The 15,869-nt window shown below is 60.7% G+C and carries 16 protein-coding genes; 8 read left to right on the top strand and 8 right to left on the bottom strand.

Annotation, left to right across the window (positions count from 1 at the left end; genetic code table 11):
• The first annotated feature begins 6 nt into the window (after positions 1-6).
• From QZ571_RS12465 to yihA, 4 genes are all read left to right on the top strand, one after another.
• Positions 7-1,575, top strand: coding sequence for an EAL domain-containing protein (locus tag QZ571_RS12465; protein ID WP_295535255.1), 1,569 nt, complete (start codon positions 7-9; stop codon positions 1,573-1,575).
• Positions 1,576-1,764: 189 nt separating this feature from the next.
• A complete protein-coding gene (gene yidC / locus QZ571_RS12460; protein WP_295535252.1) occupies positions 1,765-3,609 on the top strand; it encodes a membrane protein insertase YidC in 1,845 nt (614 codons plus the stop codon).
• On the top strand, positions 3,606-4,376 hold the full coding sequence (locus tag QZ571_RS12455) for an MOSC domain-containing protein (protein ID WP_295535249.1): 771 nt from the start codon (positions 3,606-3,608) through the stop codon (positions 4,374-4,376). Before yidC ends, QZ571_RS12455 begins: the two co-directional genes overlap by 4 nt.
• A complete protein-coding gene (yihA, locus tag QZ571_RS12450) occupies positions 4,376-5,026 on the top strand; it encodes a ribosome biogenesis GTP-binding protein YihA/YsxC (RefSeq protein WP_295535247.1) in 651 nt (216 codons plus the stop codon). Before QZ571_RS12455 ends, yihA begins: the two co-directional genes overlap by 1 nt.
• A gap of 142 nt (positions 5,027-5,168) precedes the next feature.
• On the opposite strand, the gene QZ571_RS12445 is transcribed toward yihA, so the two are convergent.
• The 3 genes from QZ571_RS12445 to QZ571_RS12435 form a co-directional block, all read right to left on the bottom strand.
• Complete coding sequence (locus QZ571_RS12445; RefSeq protein WP_295535244.1) at positions 5,169-6,539, bottom strand: glutamate--cysteine ligase; 1,371 nt, start codon at positions 6,537-6,539, stop codon at positions 5,169-5,171.
• A gap of 68 nt (positions 6,540-6,607) precedes the next feature.
• Entirely contained in the window at positions 6,608-7,141 is a 534-nt protein-coding gene (locus QZ571_RS12440; protein ID WP_295535291.1) for a hypothetical protein, read from the bottom strand.
• Positions 7,138-7,863 carry a 16S rRNA (uracil(1498)-N(3))-methyltransferase gene (locus QZ571_RS12435; protein ID WP_295535241.1) on the bottom strand — a complete coding sequence of 242 codons (726 nt, stop codon included), beginning with the start codon at positions 7,861-7,863 and terminating at the stop codon, positions 7,138-7,140. The genes QZ571_RS12440 and QZ571_RS12435 overlap by 4 nt, the downstream gene beginning before the upstream one ends.
• A gap of 12 nt (positions 7,864-7,875) precedes the next feature.
• Between QZ571_RS12435 and ubiA the strand changes: the two genes are divergently transcribed.
• The 3 genes from ubiA (at position 7,876) to QZ571_RS12420 (ending at position 11,297) form a co-directional block, all read left to right on the top strand.
• A complete protein-coding gene (gene ubiA, locus QZ571_RS12430) occupies positions 7,876-8,844 on the top strand; it encodes a 4-hydroxybenzoate octaprenyltransferase (protein WP_295535239.1) in 969 nt (322 codons plus the stop codon).
• 77 nt (positions 8,845-8,921) lie between these two features.
• Entirely contained in the window at positions 8,922-10,958 is a 2,037-nt protein-coding gene (locus tag QZ571_RS12425) for an OmpA family protein (RefSeq protein ID WP_295535236.1), read from the top strand.
• Between the two features lie 12 nt (positions 10,959-10,970).
• Positions 10,971-11,297, top strand: a complete 327-nt coding sequence (locus QZ571_RS12420; RefSeq protein ID WP_295535233.1) for a hypothetical protein — start codon at positions 10,971-10,973, stop codon at positions 11,295-11,297.
• Between the two features lie 16 nt (positions 11,298-11,313).
• On the opposite strand, the gene QZ571_RS12415 is transcribed toward QZ571_RS12420, so the two are convergent.
• Together QZ571_RS12415 and QZ571_RS12410 are read right to left on the bottom strand one after the other, a co-directional pair.
• Complete coding sequence (locus QZ571_RS12415; RefSeq protein WP_295535230.1) at positions 11,314-12,066, bottom strand: SDR family oxidoreductase; 753 nt, start codon at positions 12,064-12,066, stop codon at positions 11,314-11,316.
• 117 nt (positions 12,067-12,183) lie between these two features.
• Positions 12,184-12,945: a cell cycle transcriptional regulator TrcR gene (locus tag QZ571_RS12410; protein WP_295535227.1), complete on the bottom strand. Its 762-nt coding sequence runs from the start codon at positions 12,943-12,945 to the stop codon at positions 12,184-12,186.
• A gap of 132 nt (positions 12,946-13,077) precedes the next feature.
• On the opposite strand from QZ571_RS12410, the gene QZ571_RS12405 reads away from it, so the two are divergent.
• Positions 13,078-13,716 carry a ribonuclease T2 gene (locus tag QZ571_RS12405; protein ID WP_295535224.1) on the top strand — a complete coding sequence of 213 codons (639 nt, stop codon included), beginning with the start codon at positions 13,078-13,080 and terminating at the stop codon, positions 13,714-13,716.
• On the opposite strand, the gene QZ571_RS12400 is transcribed toward QZ571_RS12405, so the two are convergent.
• The 3 genes from QZ571_RS12400 to QZ571_RS12390 are packed head-to-tail and all read right to left on the bottom strand — an operon-like array spanning position 13,713 to position 15,766.
• Positions 13,713-14,084, bottom strand: a complete 372-nt coding sequence (locus tag QZ571_RS12400) for an STAS/SEC14 domain-containing protein (protein WP_295535221.1) — start codon at positions 14,082-14,084, stop codon at positions 13,713-13,715. The two genes, QZ571_RS12405 and QZ571_RS12400, sit on opposite strands and share 4 nt — an antisense overlap.
• A 21-nt stretch (positions 14,085-14,105) precedes the next feature.
• The gene (locus QZ571_RS12395; protein WP_295535219.1) at positions 14,106-15,098 is read right to left on the bottom strand and encodes an NAD(P)H-quinone oxidoreductase; all 993 of its coding nucleotides are present in this window, start codon (positions 15,096-15,098) and stop codon (positions 14,106-14,108) included.
• Positions 15,098-15,766 carry a COQ9 family protein gene (locus tag QZ571_RS12390; RefSeq protein WP_295535216.1) on the bottom strand — a complete coding sequence of 223 codons (669 nt, stop codon included), beginning with the start codon at positions 15,764-15,766 and terminating at the stop codon, positions 15,098-15,100. Before QZ571_RS12390 ends, QZ571_RS12395 begins: the two co-directional genes overlap by 1 nt.
• Positions 15,767-15,869 lie beyond the last annotated feature (103 nt).

The raw sequence follows: 15,869 nt of genomic DNA, 5'->3' as shown, positions 1-15,869 counted from the left end.
GGTAGAATGGCGATGAATGGGGGAACCGGGTTGGCGCGACTGTCGCAGCTGCGCGCCCGCAACAAGCGTAAGGCAGGCCCGATCCTTCTGCGCCGCGACATGGTGGTCTTTCTGCCCGCCGTCGCACTGGCCGGCCTGTGGTTTGGCCTTGAGGGAATGTTTTTATTGGGGATGACGGCGCTGCTTGTGGGGTGGATGACCCGCCCCTTGCCGATCCCGCCCGAAGACAGCGATCTGCCGCGCGATGGCGCAACCGGACTGCCGCTGCGCGATGAAGCTGTGGCGATCATGTCTGATTTCATCGTCGAGGCGCAGGCCGCTGCGCGCGGAACGGCCTGTATCGTGTTGGGCTTTGACGAGCCGAATATGCTGGCGCGTCAAATGCACCGTGAGGAACTCGGTGAATTCATGCGCCGCATCTCGGAACGCATTTCAGGTGCGCTGCGCGAGGTTGACACGCTGGCGCAGGTGAATGGCACGCGCTTTGCGATCATGCTGCGCCCCACACCGCGCCCCGATCTTGAAAGCCTCATCCAGCTATCGGCACGGCTGCAATCCGCTGTCGAGACGCCGGTATCCGTCGGCGCGCGCGCGATCCATGCAACCTGCCATATCGGCTTTTGTCTGATGGGGCGGGCACCCGCAGCCACCGGAGAGTCGCTTTTGTCTGCCGCTGAAATTGCCGCAGACGAAGCGGCGCGTCATGGCCCAAGTGCCATCCGGGGCTACTCTCGCGAGGTGGAGAAATCAGCTCAGTCGCGCTCGACGCTCAGCAACGACGCCGCAGAGGCATTGGAATCCGGGCAGATTCGGCCCTTTTATCAACCGCAAATCTCCACCGACACGGGCGATGTCGTTGGCCTTCAGGTGGTCCCGCGCTGGCTTCATCGCAAACGTGGCATCCTTGGCGAAAAAGACATCCAGGCCGCAATCGAAGCGGCAGGACTTCAGCGCCGCTTTGCAGAGATCATGTTGTATCAAGCCTTTGGTGCCTTGCGCGACTTTGACGCGCGCGGTGCGGATTATGGTACATTGTCGTTGCCGATTTCCGGGGAGATGCTGCGCAATCCGAAATTGCTGGAGCGCATGAAATGGGAGTTTGATCGCTTCGAGGTCGCCCCTGAACGGATCTGCCTGACGCTTTGCCAGGAGGAGACAGAACAGCTCAACCAAGAGATCGTCGCCCATAATATGTCCCAGATCGCCAAGCTCGGGTGCCGCATCGAACTGGCGGGCTTTGGCAACGGTCCGGTCTCGGTCACAACGATCAAGCGCACGGCGACGCATCGGATGCGAATCCACCGATCCTTCGTGACCAAAATCGACCACGACCCCGAACAACAGCGCGTCGTTGCCGCGATGATTTCGCTGTGTGAAGGGCTCGGGCTTGAGACGCTGGCAGACGGTGCCACCTCCATCGGCGAGCACGCGATGTTGGGGCAACTGGGCTGCGCCATCGTTCAGGGTAACGCAATCGCGCCCCCCATGCCGCTTGACGAATTGGGCGAATGGGTGCGTCGGCACCGCGCAAAACGCGCAGCGACGCCTCGGATCGACAAGCACCGGGGCACATAGGCGAAAACGCAAATTGGCGGATCGGCCGTGTCACTTTGGTGGCGCGGCCAGATTTCTTTGCGCAAAATACCCAGTCATTCCCGTGAAACCCGCCTCGTTTCAAGAATTGACCGGGAAATGGCTTGACCTTTGCCTGCCCCTTCTGTTGAACCTCCCCAATCTTTGGGCAGGTTGGTGGATTCCGTCTACATGGACAATCAGAATAAGAACCTTCTTCTAACGTTGGTGCTTTCGGCGCTTGTGATCGCGGTCTGGACTTTCTTTTTCCCCCCCGAGCAATCGGCCGTTCCCCCTCAGGGCGAGAATGGCTCTGATCAGGTCGCCTCTCCTGCGGCGCCCGACGTTAAACCCACGCCCTCGGCGCTCGACAGTCAGACGGTCGACGCGGACATGATGTCCAAAGCGACGCAGGCCGCCGTGAAAGACACACCGCGTATCAAGATCGAAACGCCCGAAGTGGTTGGCTCGATCTCGTTGCTAGGTGGGCGCTTGGACAACCTGTCGCTCAAGAAATACAAAGAAACACTGGCCAAGGATTCGCCCGATGTCCGGCTGCTATCCCCGGTGGGCGGCGATGGCACAGATGCGACCAAGCCATATTATGTCGTCTATGGCTGGATGCCAGCAGGCGGCTTGCCCGCCGATCAGGTGCCCGGCCCCAACACCATCTGGAGCCAGGTTGGCACCGGTGGGTTGACCCCCTCCACCCCGATCACGCTGCAATGGAACAACGGCAACGGCCTGACCTTCCAACGCAAGATTTCGGTTGATGACAGATATCTCTTCACCATCACCCAATCGGTTCAAAACGCCACAAGCGCGCCGGTGAAACTGGCCCCCTACGGCATCATCGCGCGCCACGGCATTCCCGAAGAGCGCCGCGTTTACGTCCTCCATGAGGGCGCCGTGCGGATGACCGATGGCAAGCTCGAAGAGATTAAATACAAGAATATCACCAAGCTCGACCAAAGCGGCGCCGAAGGCCAAGCCGAGGTTCTGCAGGCCCAAACGACGGGCTGGACCGGGTTCACCGACAAGTATTGGCAGACCGTTTTGGCGCCGATTTCAGGGCCCTTCACCTCTGTGGTGAAATATTCCGGCGAAAAATCCGACATCTATCAGACCGAGACCCGCCTGCCCGTGATCGAAGTTGCGCCCGGCGCGACCGGCGATGCGCAGACCCATCTGTTTGCAGGAGCAAAGGAATGGGAGACGCTGCGCGATTACCAAGACAACGTGCCGATCCAGAACTTTGTCGATTCGATTGACTGGGGCTGGTTCTACTTCCTGACCAAGCCGATGTTCCGCCTGTTGCACTTCCTGCATGGGGCAATCGGCAATATGGGCTGGGCGATCATCGCACTGACCTTCATCATCAAGCTGCTGGTCTTCCCGTTGGCACGCAAATCCTACATCTCGATGGCGCGCATGAAAGAACTGCAACCCGAGATGGAGAAGATGAAAGAAGCAGCCGAGGGCGACCGTCAGAAGATGCAGCAAGGCATGATGGAGCTGTATAAGAAGCACAAGGTGAACCCGGCTGCCGGCTGTCTGCCCTTGCTGATCCAGATTCCGATCTTCTTCTCGCTCTACAAGGTGATCTACGTCACGATCGAATTGTATCACGCGCCGTGGCTGGGTTGGATTCACGACCTCTCTGCGCCCGATCCCAGCTCGATCTTGAACCTGTTTGGCCTGTTGCCGATCCACACACCGGACCCGGGCTCGCCGCTGTTCATTATTTCTCTGGGCATCCTGCCGATCCTGCTTGGCGTGTCGATGTGGTTCCAGCAAAAGCTGAACCCCGCCCCCACCGATGCAACGCAGGCAATGATCTTTGCCTGGATGCCCTGGGTGTTCATGTTCATGCTGGGCAGCTTTGCCAGCGGGCTCGTGCTTTACTGGATCACCAACAACACGATCACCTTCCTGCAGCAGTACACGATCATGTCGATGCACGGGAAACGGCCTGATCTGTTTGGCAACATCAAGTCGGGCTTCAAACGCAAGAAGGCCGCAGCCGAGGAAAAATGACCGGGCATCTCAGCCATATCTATCGCCATCCGATCAAATCAATCGGGCTGGAAGAAATCGCAAGCGCGTCCCTCTCGCAGGGGCGCGCTCTGCCTTTGGACCGGGTGTGGGCGATCGCGCATACGCATTCCAAGGTCATGGGCGATGCTGAGGGACGCGCGGAAAGCTGGGGCCAAAAGGCAAATTTTCTGACCGGTCGCGCCAGCGCTGCGTTGATGGCGGTCACGGCACGCTCCCTGGAAGATGGGCGCATCTTGCTGCAACATCCCGATCTTTGGCATGTCGAGATCGATCTGACCCGCGCCGCAGATCACGCCAAGCTTTTCGAATGGCTCCGCCCGATTTGGCCCGCCGATGCGCCCCAACCAACTGCCGTTTTGCGCGCTCCCGACGATCAGCCGCTCAGCGATCAAAACACACCGGTGCTATCACTGATCGGGCAATCCTCTCTCGACGCTCTCAGCGCAAAGCTGAGCCAGCCGCTTGCGAGGGCCCGTTTTCGCGCGAATCTTTGGATTGAAGGCTGGGCATCTTTCGCGGAATTCGATCTGATCGGGCGTCAGATTCGCATTGGCGACACGCTACTTAAGGTTCAAAAACGCGTTGGTCGCTGTCGCGCCACCGATGCCAACCCCGAAACCGGCCTGCGCGATATCGACATGCTGCAGGCGTTGACGCAACATTATGGCCATACGGATCTGGGCGTGTTCTGCGCCGTGATCGAGGGCGGTGCGATTGCCAAGGGCGATCGAGTAGAGGTGATCTGATGGAACTGCACTTCCCCTTGGCGCAAGAGCCTGACGACTTCAGCCGGGAGGCGGGGCGCAAGATGTTTGCCTTTCCCGTCGAGTTTCTCAAAGGCGTGGTCGCGATGTCAGGGCTGCCGCCCGCAGATCGGATCGAGGTCTGCTTTGCGGGGCGTTCGAACGTCGGCAAATCCAGCCTGATCAACGCGCTGACCAACCGCAAGAACCTTGCACGCGCGTCAAACACACCCGGTCGCACGCAGGAAATCAACTATTTCACCACCCAAGACGGCCCCTATCTGGTCGACCTGCCCGGCTATGGCTTTGCCCAAGCCCCTGTTGCAGTGGTCGCCAAGTGGCAAGCGCTGCTCAAAAGTTACCTTTCGGGGCGCGCCACTTTGCGTCGTGCGTTTGTGCTGATCGACACGCGCCACGGCGTCAAAGCCGTGGATGAAGAAATCCTCAGCCTGCTCGATCGCGCGGCGGTTCCGTTTCAGGTCGTGATGACCAAGGCCGACAAGGTCGGCGCAAGCGATCGTGAGAAAACAATCGCCCAAGTGCGCAAAGCCCTGACCAGCCATCCCGCCGCCTATCCCGAGATCGTGCTGACCTCATCGGAAAAAGGCGACGGGATTGAAACCCTGCGCGCAATCATCGCGGCGCTTGAATAGCCAACGCCTCTCTGGATCCAAATTCTAAAAATATCCCGGGGGAGTCTGCCAAAGCCTTGGCTTTGGCAGATGGGGGCAGCGCCCCCTTCTTATCCTTTGATTGTCGCCATTCAGCGACGGGGGCGGCGCCCCCTTCCCCGGCTCAGTAGCTATATTCGGAATAGATCCGGCTAAGATCGCCATTCCATTCGCCGTGGTACTTCTCCAACAGCTCATCGGCTGGCACGCGACCGGTTTCCACCGATTCCTCAAGCGCGTTGAGGAAATGGGTCTCATCTTGAATCATGCCACCAGCGCCCGGACAGGCCCGCGCTGCCAGACCGGATTTTGCAATCGCCACGGTTTCGCGCGCCAGATCGTGCAGCTTGACGCCGCCAAATTCGCCTTGCAGCGCATCGATAGCCGCCACCTTACGCAGGCCCTCGCGAGTCTCGTGATCCCAGTCTTTCACCAAATCCCAAGCCGCATCGAGCGCGCTTTGGTTGTAAAGCAGCCCAACCCAGAAGGCGGGCAGCGCACATAAACGCCGCCACGGGCCGCCATCGGCGCCGCGCATTTCGATATATTTCTTGGCGCGCGCCTCGGGGAAGACGGTGGTCAGGTGATCGGCCCAATCGCTGAGCGTGGGTTTTTCTCCCGGCAGCGCAGGCAATTCGCCCTTCAGGAAATCGCGGAAGGATTGCCCCAACGCGTTGATATATTTTCCATTCCGGTAGACGAAATACATCGGCACATCGAGGACATATTCGACATAGGCGTCGTACCCTGCGCTCTGTTCAAACATGAAGGGCAACATGCCGGTGCGCGCATCATCAAGGTTCTGCCAAATATGGCTGCGCCAAGATTTCATGCCATTGGGCTTGCCATCCAGGAAGGGCGAGTTGGCAAACAGCGCCGTCGCAACTGGCTGCAACGCCAGCGCCACGCGCATTTTTTTCACCATATCGGCCTCGGACGAGAAATCGAGATTCACCTGAACGGTGCAGGTGCGATACATCATCTGCTTGCCCAGCGTGCCGACGTCATCCATGTAATCCGTCATCAGCCGGTAGCGCCCTTTGGGCATCATCGGCATCTGATCCTGACTCCAGATCGGGGCCGCCCCCAGCCCGATAAAGCGCGCACCAATCGCGTCCGCGACCTCATGCACTTCGCGCAAATGGACGTTCACCTCGTCGCAGGTCTGATGGATCGTCTCAAGCGGCGCGCCCGACAGTTCCAACTGGCCACCGGGTTCAAGGCTGACATTCGCACCGTTCTGTTCCAGTCCGATCAGCTTGCCCTGCTCTTCCACCGGCTTCCAGCCAAAGCGGTCGCGCAGCCCTTCAAGCATCGCTTGAATCGAGCACGGCCCCTCGTAGGGCAGCGGCAGTTGTTTCTTGGCGCAATAGCCAAATTTCTCATGCTCGGTGCCGATGCGCCAATCGTCGCGCGGCTTTTCGCCAGAGGCCAGATATTCGGCCAACTGCTCGTATCTTTCGATCGGGCCGCCGCCCTCTTGCGGAATGGACATCGGAGCCTCGCGCTTGATTTCAGGAGGGAACAGGTGGCGCGCGCAAGCCCTCAAGTCAAGCGCGAAACCTATTTCCGAGTCCACAGGCTCTGTGCGGCCAACGGGCGGTCAAGTGCCGCCGACAGCGCGCCCATATCAATGCCGGGCAAGCTGGCGAAGGCATCATAAAGCGCCTCCGCCCCCGCCGCATCAAGCGGGATCAGCACCGCCTCGCCGCCAATCGTGCGCAAACGCCAATAATGGCGGCCAGAAAGCTGCAATAGCCGGATCTCGGCCAGTTCGCGCAGCGCCAACTCTCCGCCCAGCCCGTGCAACGTGGTGCTGTCGGGGCTTGGCAGGGCGCGCGCACGCGAAGCCGCGAAATAGGAAATGCGTCCTTCGACGACCTCGACCAACCCCGGCGCGCCAATCGCACGTTCAAAGCGCAGGCGGCGCCAGCCGATCACCGCCCAGCCCAGCCCGATGGCCCCAAAGACCGCCCCCAAAGGGATCAAGAACCAGCCACCCAGCCAGATCAACCAGCCGCCAAAGGCAATCACGCAAGCGGCGGCGATCACCTCACGCCAGCGCTGCACGCCTTGCGCAACTTCGGGACGGATCACCGCCAATCCCCGATCCCCACTTGCCAAAGGGTGATCGCGGCACAGACCGCCGTATCCGCGCGCAAAATGCGCGGGCCAAGGCTGATCGGGGTAACGAAAGGCAAATCGGCCAGCTTGGCGCGTTCAGCCGGGGAAAACCCGCCCTCTGGCCCGATCAGGATCGCCCAAGGGCCGGGCGGCAAACTGGCAAGCGTTTCCGCCGGCCCCACCAGCGCCTCATCCGCCCACAGGAGACGGCGCGATGAGTCCCAGCCGCTCAGCAGTTTGGAGAGCGGCTGCAAATCCGCGACGGGGGGCACGAAGGTGCCAAGGCATTGCTCGGCGGCCTCACGGGCATGGGCCTGCAGGCGATCTTGGCGGATGCGCGCGGAATTGGTGAAGTCGGTCTGCACTGGCAGAATACGCGAACAGCCCAGTTCGGTCGCCTTTTCGACGATGAAATCGGTGCGCTCTTTCTTGATCGGCGCAAAGATCAGCCACAGATCGGGCGGGTCAAGCTGCGGCGCGGCCTGCGCGACACAGACGAGGATACCGCGCTTTTTATGGGCCTCGGCGACCTCGGCCGTCCATTCGCCATCGCGCCCGTTAAACAGCGCGACGCGCGCGCCAACCTCAAGGCGCATCACCGCAAACAGGTAATGCGCCTGATCGGGGTCAAGCGGCACGGCTTGCCCCGCGCCTAGCGGGTGCTCTACACAGAGCCTGATCTTGGCACGTTCCATGAGGCGGAGTTTATGAGCACAAAAAGCGAAACACCAGAGGTGGCGGGCACGGTTGCCGATGCCTATCGGGGCAATTGGGTGGACCGGATCGCCCCGCCTTTCTCGCGCCCCTACCTGCGACTCAGCCGCGCAGATCGTCCGATCGGGACATGGTTGTTATTGCTGCCCTGCTGGTGGGGGATCGCCCTGGCCGCTGCCCATACCGGCGGGTTTGTCTGGCGCGATCTGTGGCTGGCTTTGGGCTGTGCGCTGGGGGCGTTTTTGATGCGCGGGGCGGGCTGCACCTGGAACGACATCACCGACCGCAAAATCGACGCAGGCGTCGCGCGCACCCGCTCGCGCCCAATCCCCTCGGGGCAGGTCAGCGTCCGGCAGGCCTTGGTCTGGCTGATCATTCAGGCGCTGATCTCATTTGCGATCCTTTTGACCTTCAACACCCCGGCGATCCTGCTGGGGATCGTCTCGCTTGCGCCGGTTGCGATCTATCCCTTTGCCAAACGCTTTACGTGGTGGCCGCAGGTGTTTTTGGGCATTGCGTTCAACTGGGGCGCGCTGCTGGCTTGGGTGGCGCATACCGGATCGCTGTCTTGGCCGCCGGTGATCTTGTATCTTTCCGGGCTGATCTGGACGCTGTTTTACGACACGATCTACGCCCATCAGGATAAAGAGGATGACGCGCTGATCGGGGTGAAATCCACCGCACGGCTGTTTGGCAATGACAGCGCGAAATGGCTGGGCGGGTTTCTGATCGCCTCGGTTGCGATGATGAGCATCGCAGTGCTGATGGCGCTGCTGCCCGATGCCTCGCCGCTGCGCCTGACGCTGTCGCTGTGTGCACCTTGGGCGATGGGCTGGCATATGCTGTGGCAGATGCGCAAACTCGACATCGACAATCCAGATATTTGCCTCGATCTGTTTCGCTCCAATCGCGATACCGGACTGCTGGGCGCGCTGTTTCTTGCCATTGGCGCAATCGTGTAGAGCCCTTATGATTGATCCCCGGTCCTGCGCACCTTAAAGCATGTGCGACCGAGTCCCCGGGGGAGGATACCTGACAGATGCGCTCGCGCAGCACGCTCTTGACCATCGCCGCTTTCGTCATCGCCTTGATTTTGTCGATGGTGATCGCAGGCGGTTCTGCCACCGTCATCGAAAAACGGACGAAATCCGAGGTGCGCCTTGCGATGGAAACCCAGGATCACAGCTGGGTTCAGGTCCAAACCGATGGATTGCAAGTGATCCTCAACGGCACCGCCCCCACCGAGGCCGAGCGGTTCCGCGCGGTCTCTTTGGCGGATAAATATGTCGATAGCTCGCGCGTGGTGGACAACACCGATGTCGAGAATACCGAGGCGCTCAGCCCGCCTCCCTTCTCGATGCAGATGCTGCGCAATGAAAACGGGATTTCGCTGATCGGGCTGGTGCCAGCCTCTGTTGATCGCAAGGCGATCGTGGACGATCTGAAAAAAGTGGTGGGCGATGAACCCGTCACCGACCTGCTGGAAACGGCAGATTACGCGGTCCCGGCGGGTTGGGATATGGCGATGAAATACGGGCTCAGCACGCTTGAGACGCTGCCACGCTCAAAGGTTTCAGTGCAGGCGGGCAAGGTCTCGGTGCAGGCGATCACCGACAGCCCGGTCGAAAAAGGCCGGGTCGAGACATCGTTGGCGCGCCGCCGCCCCGCCGATCTCAAGCTTAGTTTCGACATTTCCGCGCCCCGCCCGGTGATCACCCCGTTCACGCTGCGGTTTCTGATTGACGCGGATGGCCCGCATTTCGATGCCTGCTCGGCGGATACCGAAAAGGCGCGCGATCAGATTTTGAAAGCGGCGCGCGCGGCGGGTGCGAAAGGCACGTTGAGCTGCACCATCGGGATGGGCGTGCCCTCTACCCAATGGGCGACCGCTGCGAGCATGGCGATCAAATCGCTGGGCGAGCTTGGTGCGGGAACCGTCACCTTCTCGGATGCCGATATCGTGTTGGATGCCAGTTCCACGGTCAGCCAGAAAACCTTTGACGATGTGGTGGGCGAGCTGGAATCAAACCTGCCGGCGGTGTTTTCGCTAAAGGCCACGCTTGAACCCAGCGCCAAAGCCAAAGCCGACGAAGCGCAATTCACGGCGATTCGCGATGGCAAAGGCAGCGTAACCCTGAAGGGCCGCGTTCTGGATGCGCGCCAACGTGAGGCGGTCGAAAACTATGCCCGCGCCCAGTTCGGACATGATCAGGTCCATGGGGCGACGCGGGTCGATGCGACTTTGCCCGCTGGCTGGCCGGTACGCACATTGGCCGGGCTTGAGGCGCTCACGATGCTGCATGACGGCACGCTGAGTGTGACGGCCAAGAAGATTGCGCTCAAGGGCACCACGGGCGATGCGCAAGCGTCTGACAAAATCGCGCGCCTTCTGACCGGACAGCTGGGCGAGGATGTGCAGATGGATCTGCAGGTAAAATACGACAAGCGGTTGGACGCCTCGCTTGCGCTGCCCAATGGCAAAGAATGCGTCAGCCGTCTGAATGACTCGCTCGCCAAAGCCAAGATCAATTTTGATCCGGGCTCGGCTCAGGTCTCGGCGGATAGCCTGAAATCCCTTGATACGCTGGCCAAAGCGATGAAAAACTGCACCGAGTTTCGGATGGAGGTGGATGGCTACACCGACAATCAGGGCGGCTCGGACATGAATCTGCAACTCTCGCAGGAACGCGCCCAAGCGGTGCTGCACGGGTTGCTTGATCGGGGTGTTTTGACCGGCAATCTGGTTGCCAAAGGCTATGGCGAGGCCCAGCCGATCGCGCCAAATGATACCGAAGCCGGGCGCGAAAAGAACCGTCGGATCGAATTTGTGCTGCTGGATGAAACGCCAGTCGACAATGGCCTTGATGCCAGCGCGCAGGGCAGCGACACGGCCGAGCCGCAATGGAATGGCGCGATCACCGATGATGCGGGCGCGCCACCCAGCGATGATGGCGCACCCGCCGCGCAATCATCGCAGCCTGCTGCGGACAGCACCGATCCGGTCCCGGTCGAAACGCCGGACACCAATACGCCACGCCCAAAAAGCCGCCCGGCGGCTTTGGACAAGAAGGGTTAAGAGGACAGGGATATGAACAGAACCGAATTCGTCATCGCCACCGCAATCATCCTCTTTATTGCCTTCGCACTTGGCTGGTTCGCCTCATGGCTGATCCACCGTCTGACCCGCGTCAGCCGCGCCGATATGGGCGAGCTGGAGCAGATGGCGCAGGCGCTCCATGAGGCCGAGGAAAACCGCGATCAGACGCTGGCCTATTTTGAACAGCGTGAGGCCGAACTCAGCACCCAGCTCAATCAATCCGAGGCCGAGCTGCGCGCCGCGATGGACGGTCTGCGCGATGCCCGCCACGAAGCCGAAGAGCTGCGCACCTATATCGAGCGGCTGCAACAGGCCTGAGGGCGCGCGGCGGATGTCAGATCGAGCCCGCCTCGACCATATAATTGCTCGCCGTGCACATCGCGGCATCGTCAGACGCCAGAAACAGCACCATCCGCGCGACATATTCGGGCTGGATCAGGTCGGGCAAGCATTGCCGGTTGCGGTGACTTTCCAGCGCCTCGGGCGTTGCCCATAGCGTCTTTTGACGGTCGGTCATGATCCAGCCGGGCACCACTGTATTGACCCGAATGCGATGACCTCCCAATTCGCGCGCCATCGTGCGGGTCAAGCCGTGCACGGCGGCCTTGGCCGTGGCATAGGCGGGAAAACCGCTGCCCGCCTCCCACCAACTGTTTGAGCCCATATTGATGATCGAGCCGCCACCAGTTTCGATCATATCTGGCGCAACCGATTGAATCGCAAAGAACATATGGCGCAGATTGGTGTGCTGGCGTTCATCCCAATAGGCGGCATCAATCTTGCGCCAATCATGGCGGTCATCGCGCGCGGCATTGTTCACCAGCACATCGGCCGGGCCAATCTTGGCGCGCAATTCGGCCAAGGCAAGCTGCATCGCGCTGATGTCGCGCAGATCGCACAGCACGTGGGACACGCCCTCAAGACGTGCGCACAGCGCCTCGCTGGCCTCGCGGTCGCGATCCAGAAACCCGACCTGCGCGCCTTGAGCGGCAAAAGCCTCGACGATCAGCGCCCCGATCCCTGACGCGCCCCCCGTCACATAGACACGCTTGCCTGTCAGGCTTGGATAGATCGCAAAATCGGGCATGGCACACTCCTGCAAAGGCTCGCCCCAGAGTGTCGCCTTGCAGGCAAACTTGTCCAGAGCATGTAAAAGGCCGCCCCTGATGGAGCGGCCTCAATCCTGTCAACGACATGGCACGACTTATTTCTTGTCGTCATCCTCGTCATCTTCGTCATCATCCTCGGGCAGATTGAAGAAGCTGTCTGCGTTCGAGAAGTCTTTCTTATCATCTTCGCTGTCATCGCGAAGATCGGACGAGGTGAAGTTTTCCAGCCCCGCAATCGCGGTCGGCAAACGCGGCTCGTCGGGCATCCCCAAGGACTGCTCGGTCGAGACCAGTTTGCGCCGCTCGTCATCGCTCATCACACCTTCGGCCGAGGATTTCTTGGCAGCTTTCTGCACTTCGCCATCCAATTCGGTCTGACGGCACAGGCCCAACGCGACCGGATCAATCGGCGTCATGCTTTGGATATTCCAATGCGTGCGCTCGCGGATCGTCTGGATCGTCGGCTTGGTGGTGCCCACGAGACGCGCGATCTGCGCATCTGCCAGCTCGGGGTGGAATTTCACCAGCCACAAAATCGCGTTCGGGCGATCCTGACGCTTGGAGAGCGGGGTGTAGCGCGGGCCACGACGTTTATCTTCGCCCACGGCAGCAGCGTTGAATTTCAACTTCAGCTTATACAGCGGGTCCGCCTCGGCCTTGTCGATCTCGGCCTGATCAAGCTGGTTCGCGCCAACCGGGTCTTGTCCTTTCACACCGACAGCCACATCGCCATCCGCGATGCCTTGCACCTCAAGCTCGTGCATACCGCAGAAATCAGCGACCTGTTTGAAGGTGAGCGTTGTATTGTCCACCAGCCACACGGCGGTGGCCTTTGCCATGAGGGGCTTGTTCGTCATCGCGGCCATCCTTTACATATCTCTCCCGGGCCGAGAAACCGGCTGCGGCGAAGGACGTTCCCTGCCGCGGTCCATTTCTGGAAGGGGAATTGAGGCCCATATAGTCGTTTGCGCGCCCGGAGAAAAGAGAAAATGAAAGCCCTTGTTCTAGCTGTCACCCTGATGTTGAGCGCAACGCTCGCCCATGCCGATGGCGAGAAGGCGGGAAATTTCGACTATTATGTGCTCTCGCTCAGCTGGTCGCCCACGTGGTGCGCCACCACGGGGGACGCGCGCCACTCGCCGCAATGTGACGCGCGCAACGATTTCTCGTTCGTTCTGCATGGGCTTTGGCCACAAAATGAGCAGGGCTGGCCCAGCTATTGCCACACCGTGGCGCGCGACCCGTCCAAGGCGCAAACGGCGGCGATGGAGGATATCATGGGCGCGCCGGGAACGGCGTGGTATCAGTGGAAAAAGCACGGGCGCTGCGCGGGATTGTCGGCCAGCCAGTATTTCGACACCGCGCGCAAAGCCTATGACAGCGTGGTGATTCCCCCGATTTTCGCCCATCTGAACCGTGATGTGAAACTGCCCGCCAAGGTGGTGGAGCAGGCGTTTCTGGAATCCAATCCCGATCTGTCCGCCGATGAGGTCACGATCACCTGCAAACGCGGCCGCATCCAAGAGGTCCGCATCTGCCTGCGCAAAGATCTGAGCCCACGCCGCTGTGGCGCAGACACGATCCGCGATTGCAGCCTCAGCGGCGCGTTGATGGAAAAGGTGCGCTAGGCCGAGATCCAATCCTCGGCCTGCTGACGCTCGGCCAATGAGAACAACCGCATCTCGCCGGGGATCATCGGGGCAAAAGCCCGCATCCCCAGCCGGATCCATTCGACATCGCTCACCAGTGCAATCTTGCTAAAATCGCCCAGATGCGTCAGCCCGACTTTGGTGTCATCCCAAGCCGCGCCCAGCGTGAACCCGTCAAAGCTTTCGCCGATGATATAGAGCAGCTTGATCTTGCCGAGCGCCGAGAGCTTGTCTTCGATCGCCGGGATCAGCACCGTTTCATAGGCTTGCGCGTCGACCTTTCCCGCCGCTTCAACGGCCAGAACCGTGTCGGGAAATCCGTCGAGAATTTTGAATCCATCGCTCATCATTCACCTCCATTGGCGGGGTCAGCCGCCCGTTACTTCCAGCACGATCTTGCCGATATGCTGGCTTGATTCCATGCGGGCATGCGCCATCGCGGCCTGCGCCAGCGGATAGGTGCTGTCATGGATCACCCGCAACTTGCCCGCGCTGATCATCGGCCAGACATGCTCGCGCAACTGCCCCGCGATCGCTGCCTTGGCCGCAACCGATTGCGGGCGCAGGGTCGATCCGGTGATCGTCAGGCGGCGCATCATGACCTGCGCGAAATTGATCTCGGCCTTGGGGCCTTCGAGGAAGGCGATCATCACCATCCGGCCATCATCCGCCATCGCCTTGATATTGCGTGCAATATAGCTACCACCGACCATATCGAGGATCAGATCGGCGCCACCATCGGCCCGCAGCACATCGACGAAATCGCCCGTCTTGTAGTTGATCGCGGTCGCGCCGAGCTCCTCGCAGGCGGCGCATTTTTCCGGGCTTCCCGCCGTGGTGAACACCCGCGCGCCCAACGCCCGAGCGATCTGGATCGCGGTCGTGCCGATGCCGCTGGAGCCGCCATGCACCAAGAACCGCTCCCCCGCCTTCAGCCCGCCGCGCATCACCACGTTGGACCAGACGGTGAAGCATGTCTCGGGCAGGCAGGCCGCCGATTTCAGATCAAGACCAACGGGCACAGGCAGCGCATGTTCAGCCGGACAGGTTGCGTAATCAGCATAGCCACCGCCGGGCAACAGCGCACAGACCGCATCGCCCACCGCCCATTGCGTGACACCCGACCCAAGCGCCGCCACCCGTCCGGAACATTCCAGCCCCGGTAAATCGGACGCACCGGGGGGCGCGCGATAGGCCCCTGCCCGTTGCAGCGCATCGGGGCGATTGACCCCGGCATAGGCCACCTCGATCAGGATTTCGCCATGCTCTGGCACCGGCACCGCTCGCGAGGTTTGCACCAAAACATCCGGCCCGCCAGCTTCGGTGATTTCGACGCAGCGCATCTGTTCGGGCAAGCTCATCAGCGCGCCTCCTTTCCTGGCATGTCCGTGGGCGGCTTAGGCGCCCGGATCGAGCCAAGGATCTGCGTCGCGAAGGGCAATTTCAACAGCTTGCCCTTCACTTTTTCGAATTGCATCACGCCCTCGATGCGGCGATCGAGAAACTCCCAGCTCTCGGCGTGATCGGCGCTGGTATCGCCCATCCAATAGAGCACGGTCGAGGAATAGACGCCCGACAGGGTCAGCCGCTTGGAATACCAATTGTAATCCTCACTCTGATCGCCCAGCGCGCGCCAGATCTTGTCACAGGTCTCCCAGACAAGTTTCGACCCCGTCGCTGCGTTTTGCGGCAGGGCAAACACCGCAGCCCCCCGGCGCACAAGCTCGGGATCGCTCACCTCAAGGCGCAAACGCACCGCAGTGGCGATCCGGTCGCGAAATTTCATCCCCGACAGATCGGTTTCAGCCAACCTTTCCAGCATCAGCGCATCGCCCTCACGGTGGTATTGCACAGCCAGATCCACAGCCCCGCGCGGACAGATCACACGCGCCAAAGCCGAATCGAGTCCCAAATCGACGATTGCGGTCTGAAAAGCAGGTTCAGACCAGCCATCAAAGGGCACATGCGGCTTGATCGCAGCCAAAAGCTCGGCCCGGGCGCGATCCATATCAATATGATCGTTTTTCATCGCGTTTCCTCTGTTGGCGGCGGTAGACAAGCTACCTTTTCCCTTCTATATGGGGCGTTCCTGCAAGTAACTGCAACTTTAACTTAGGAAGGTGGTGACACCA

This window comes from uncultured Thioclava sp. (genome assembly GCF_913064665.1).
Taxonomy (GTDB): Bacteria; Pseudomonadota; Alphaproteobacteria; order Rhodobacterales; family Rhodobacteraceae; genus Thioclava; species Thioclava arctica.
This window is presented reverse-complemented; position numbering and strand designations above follow the sequence as displayed.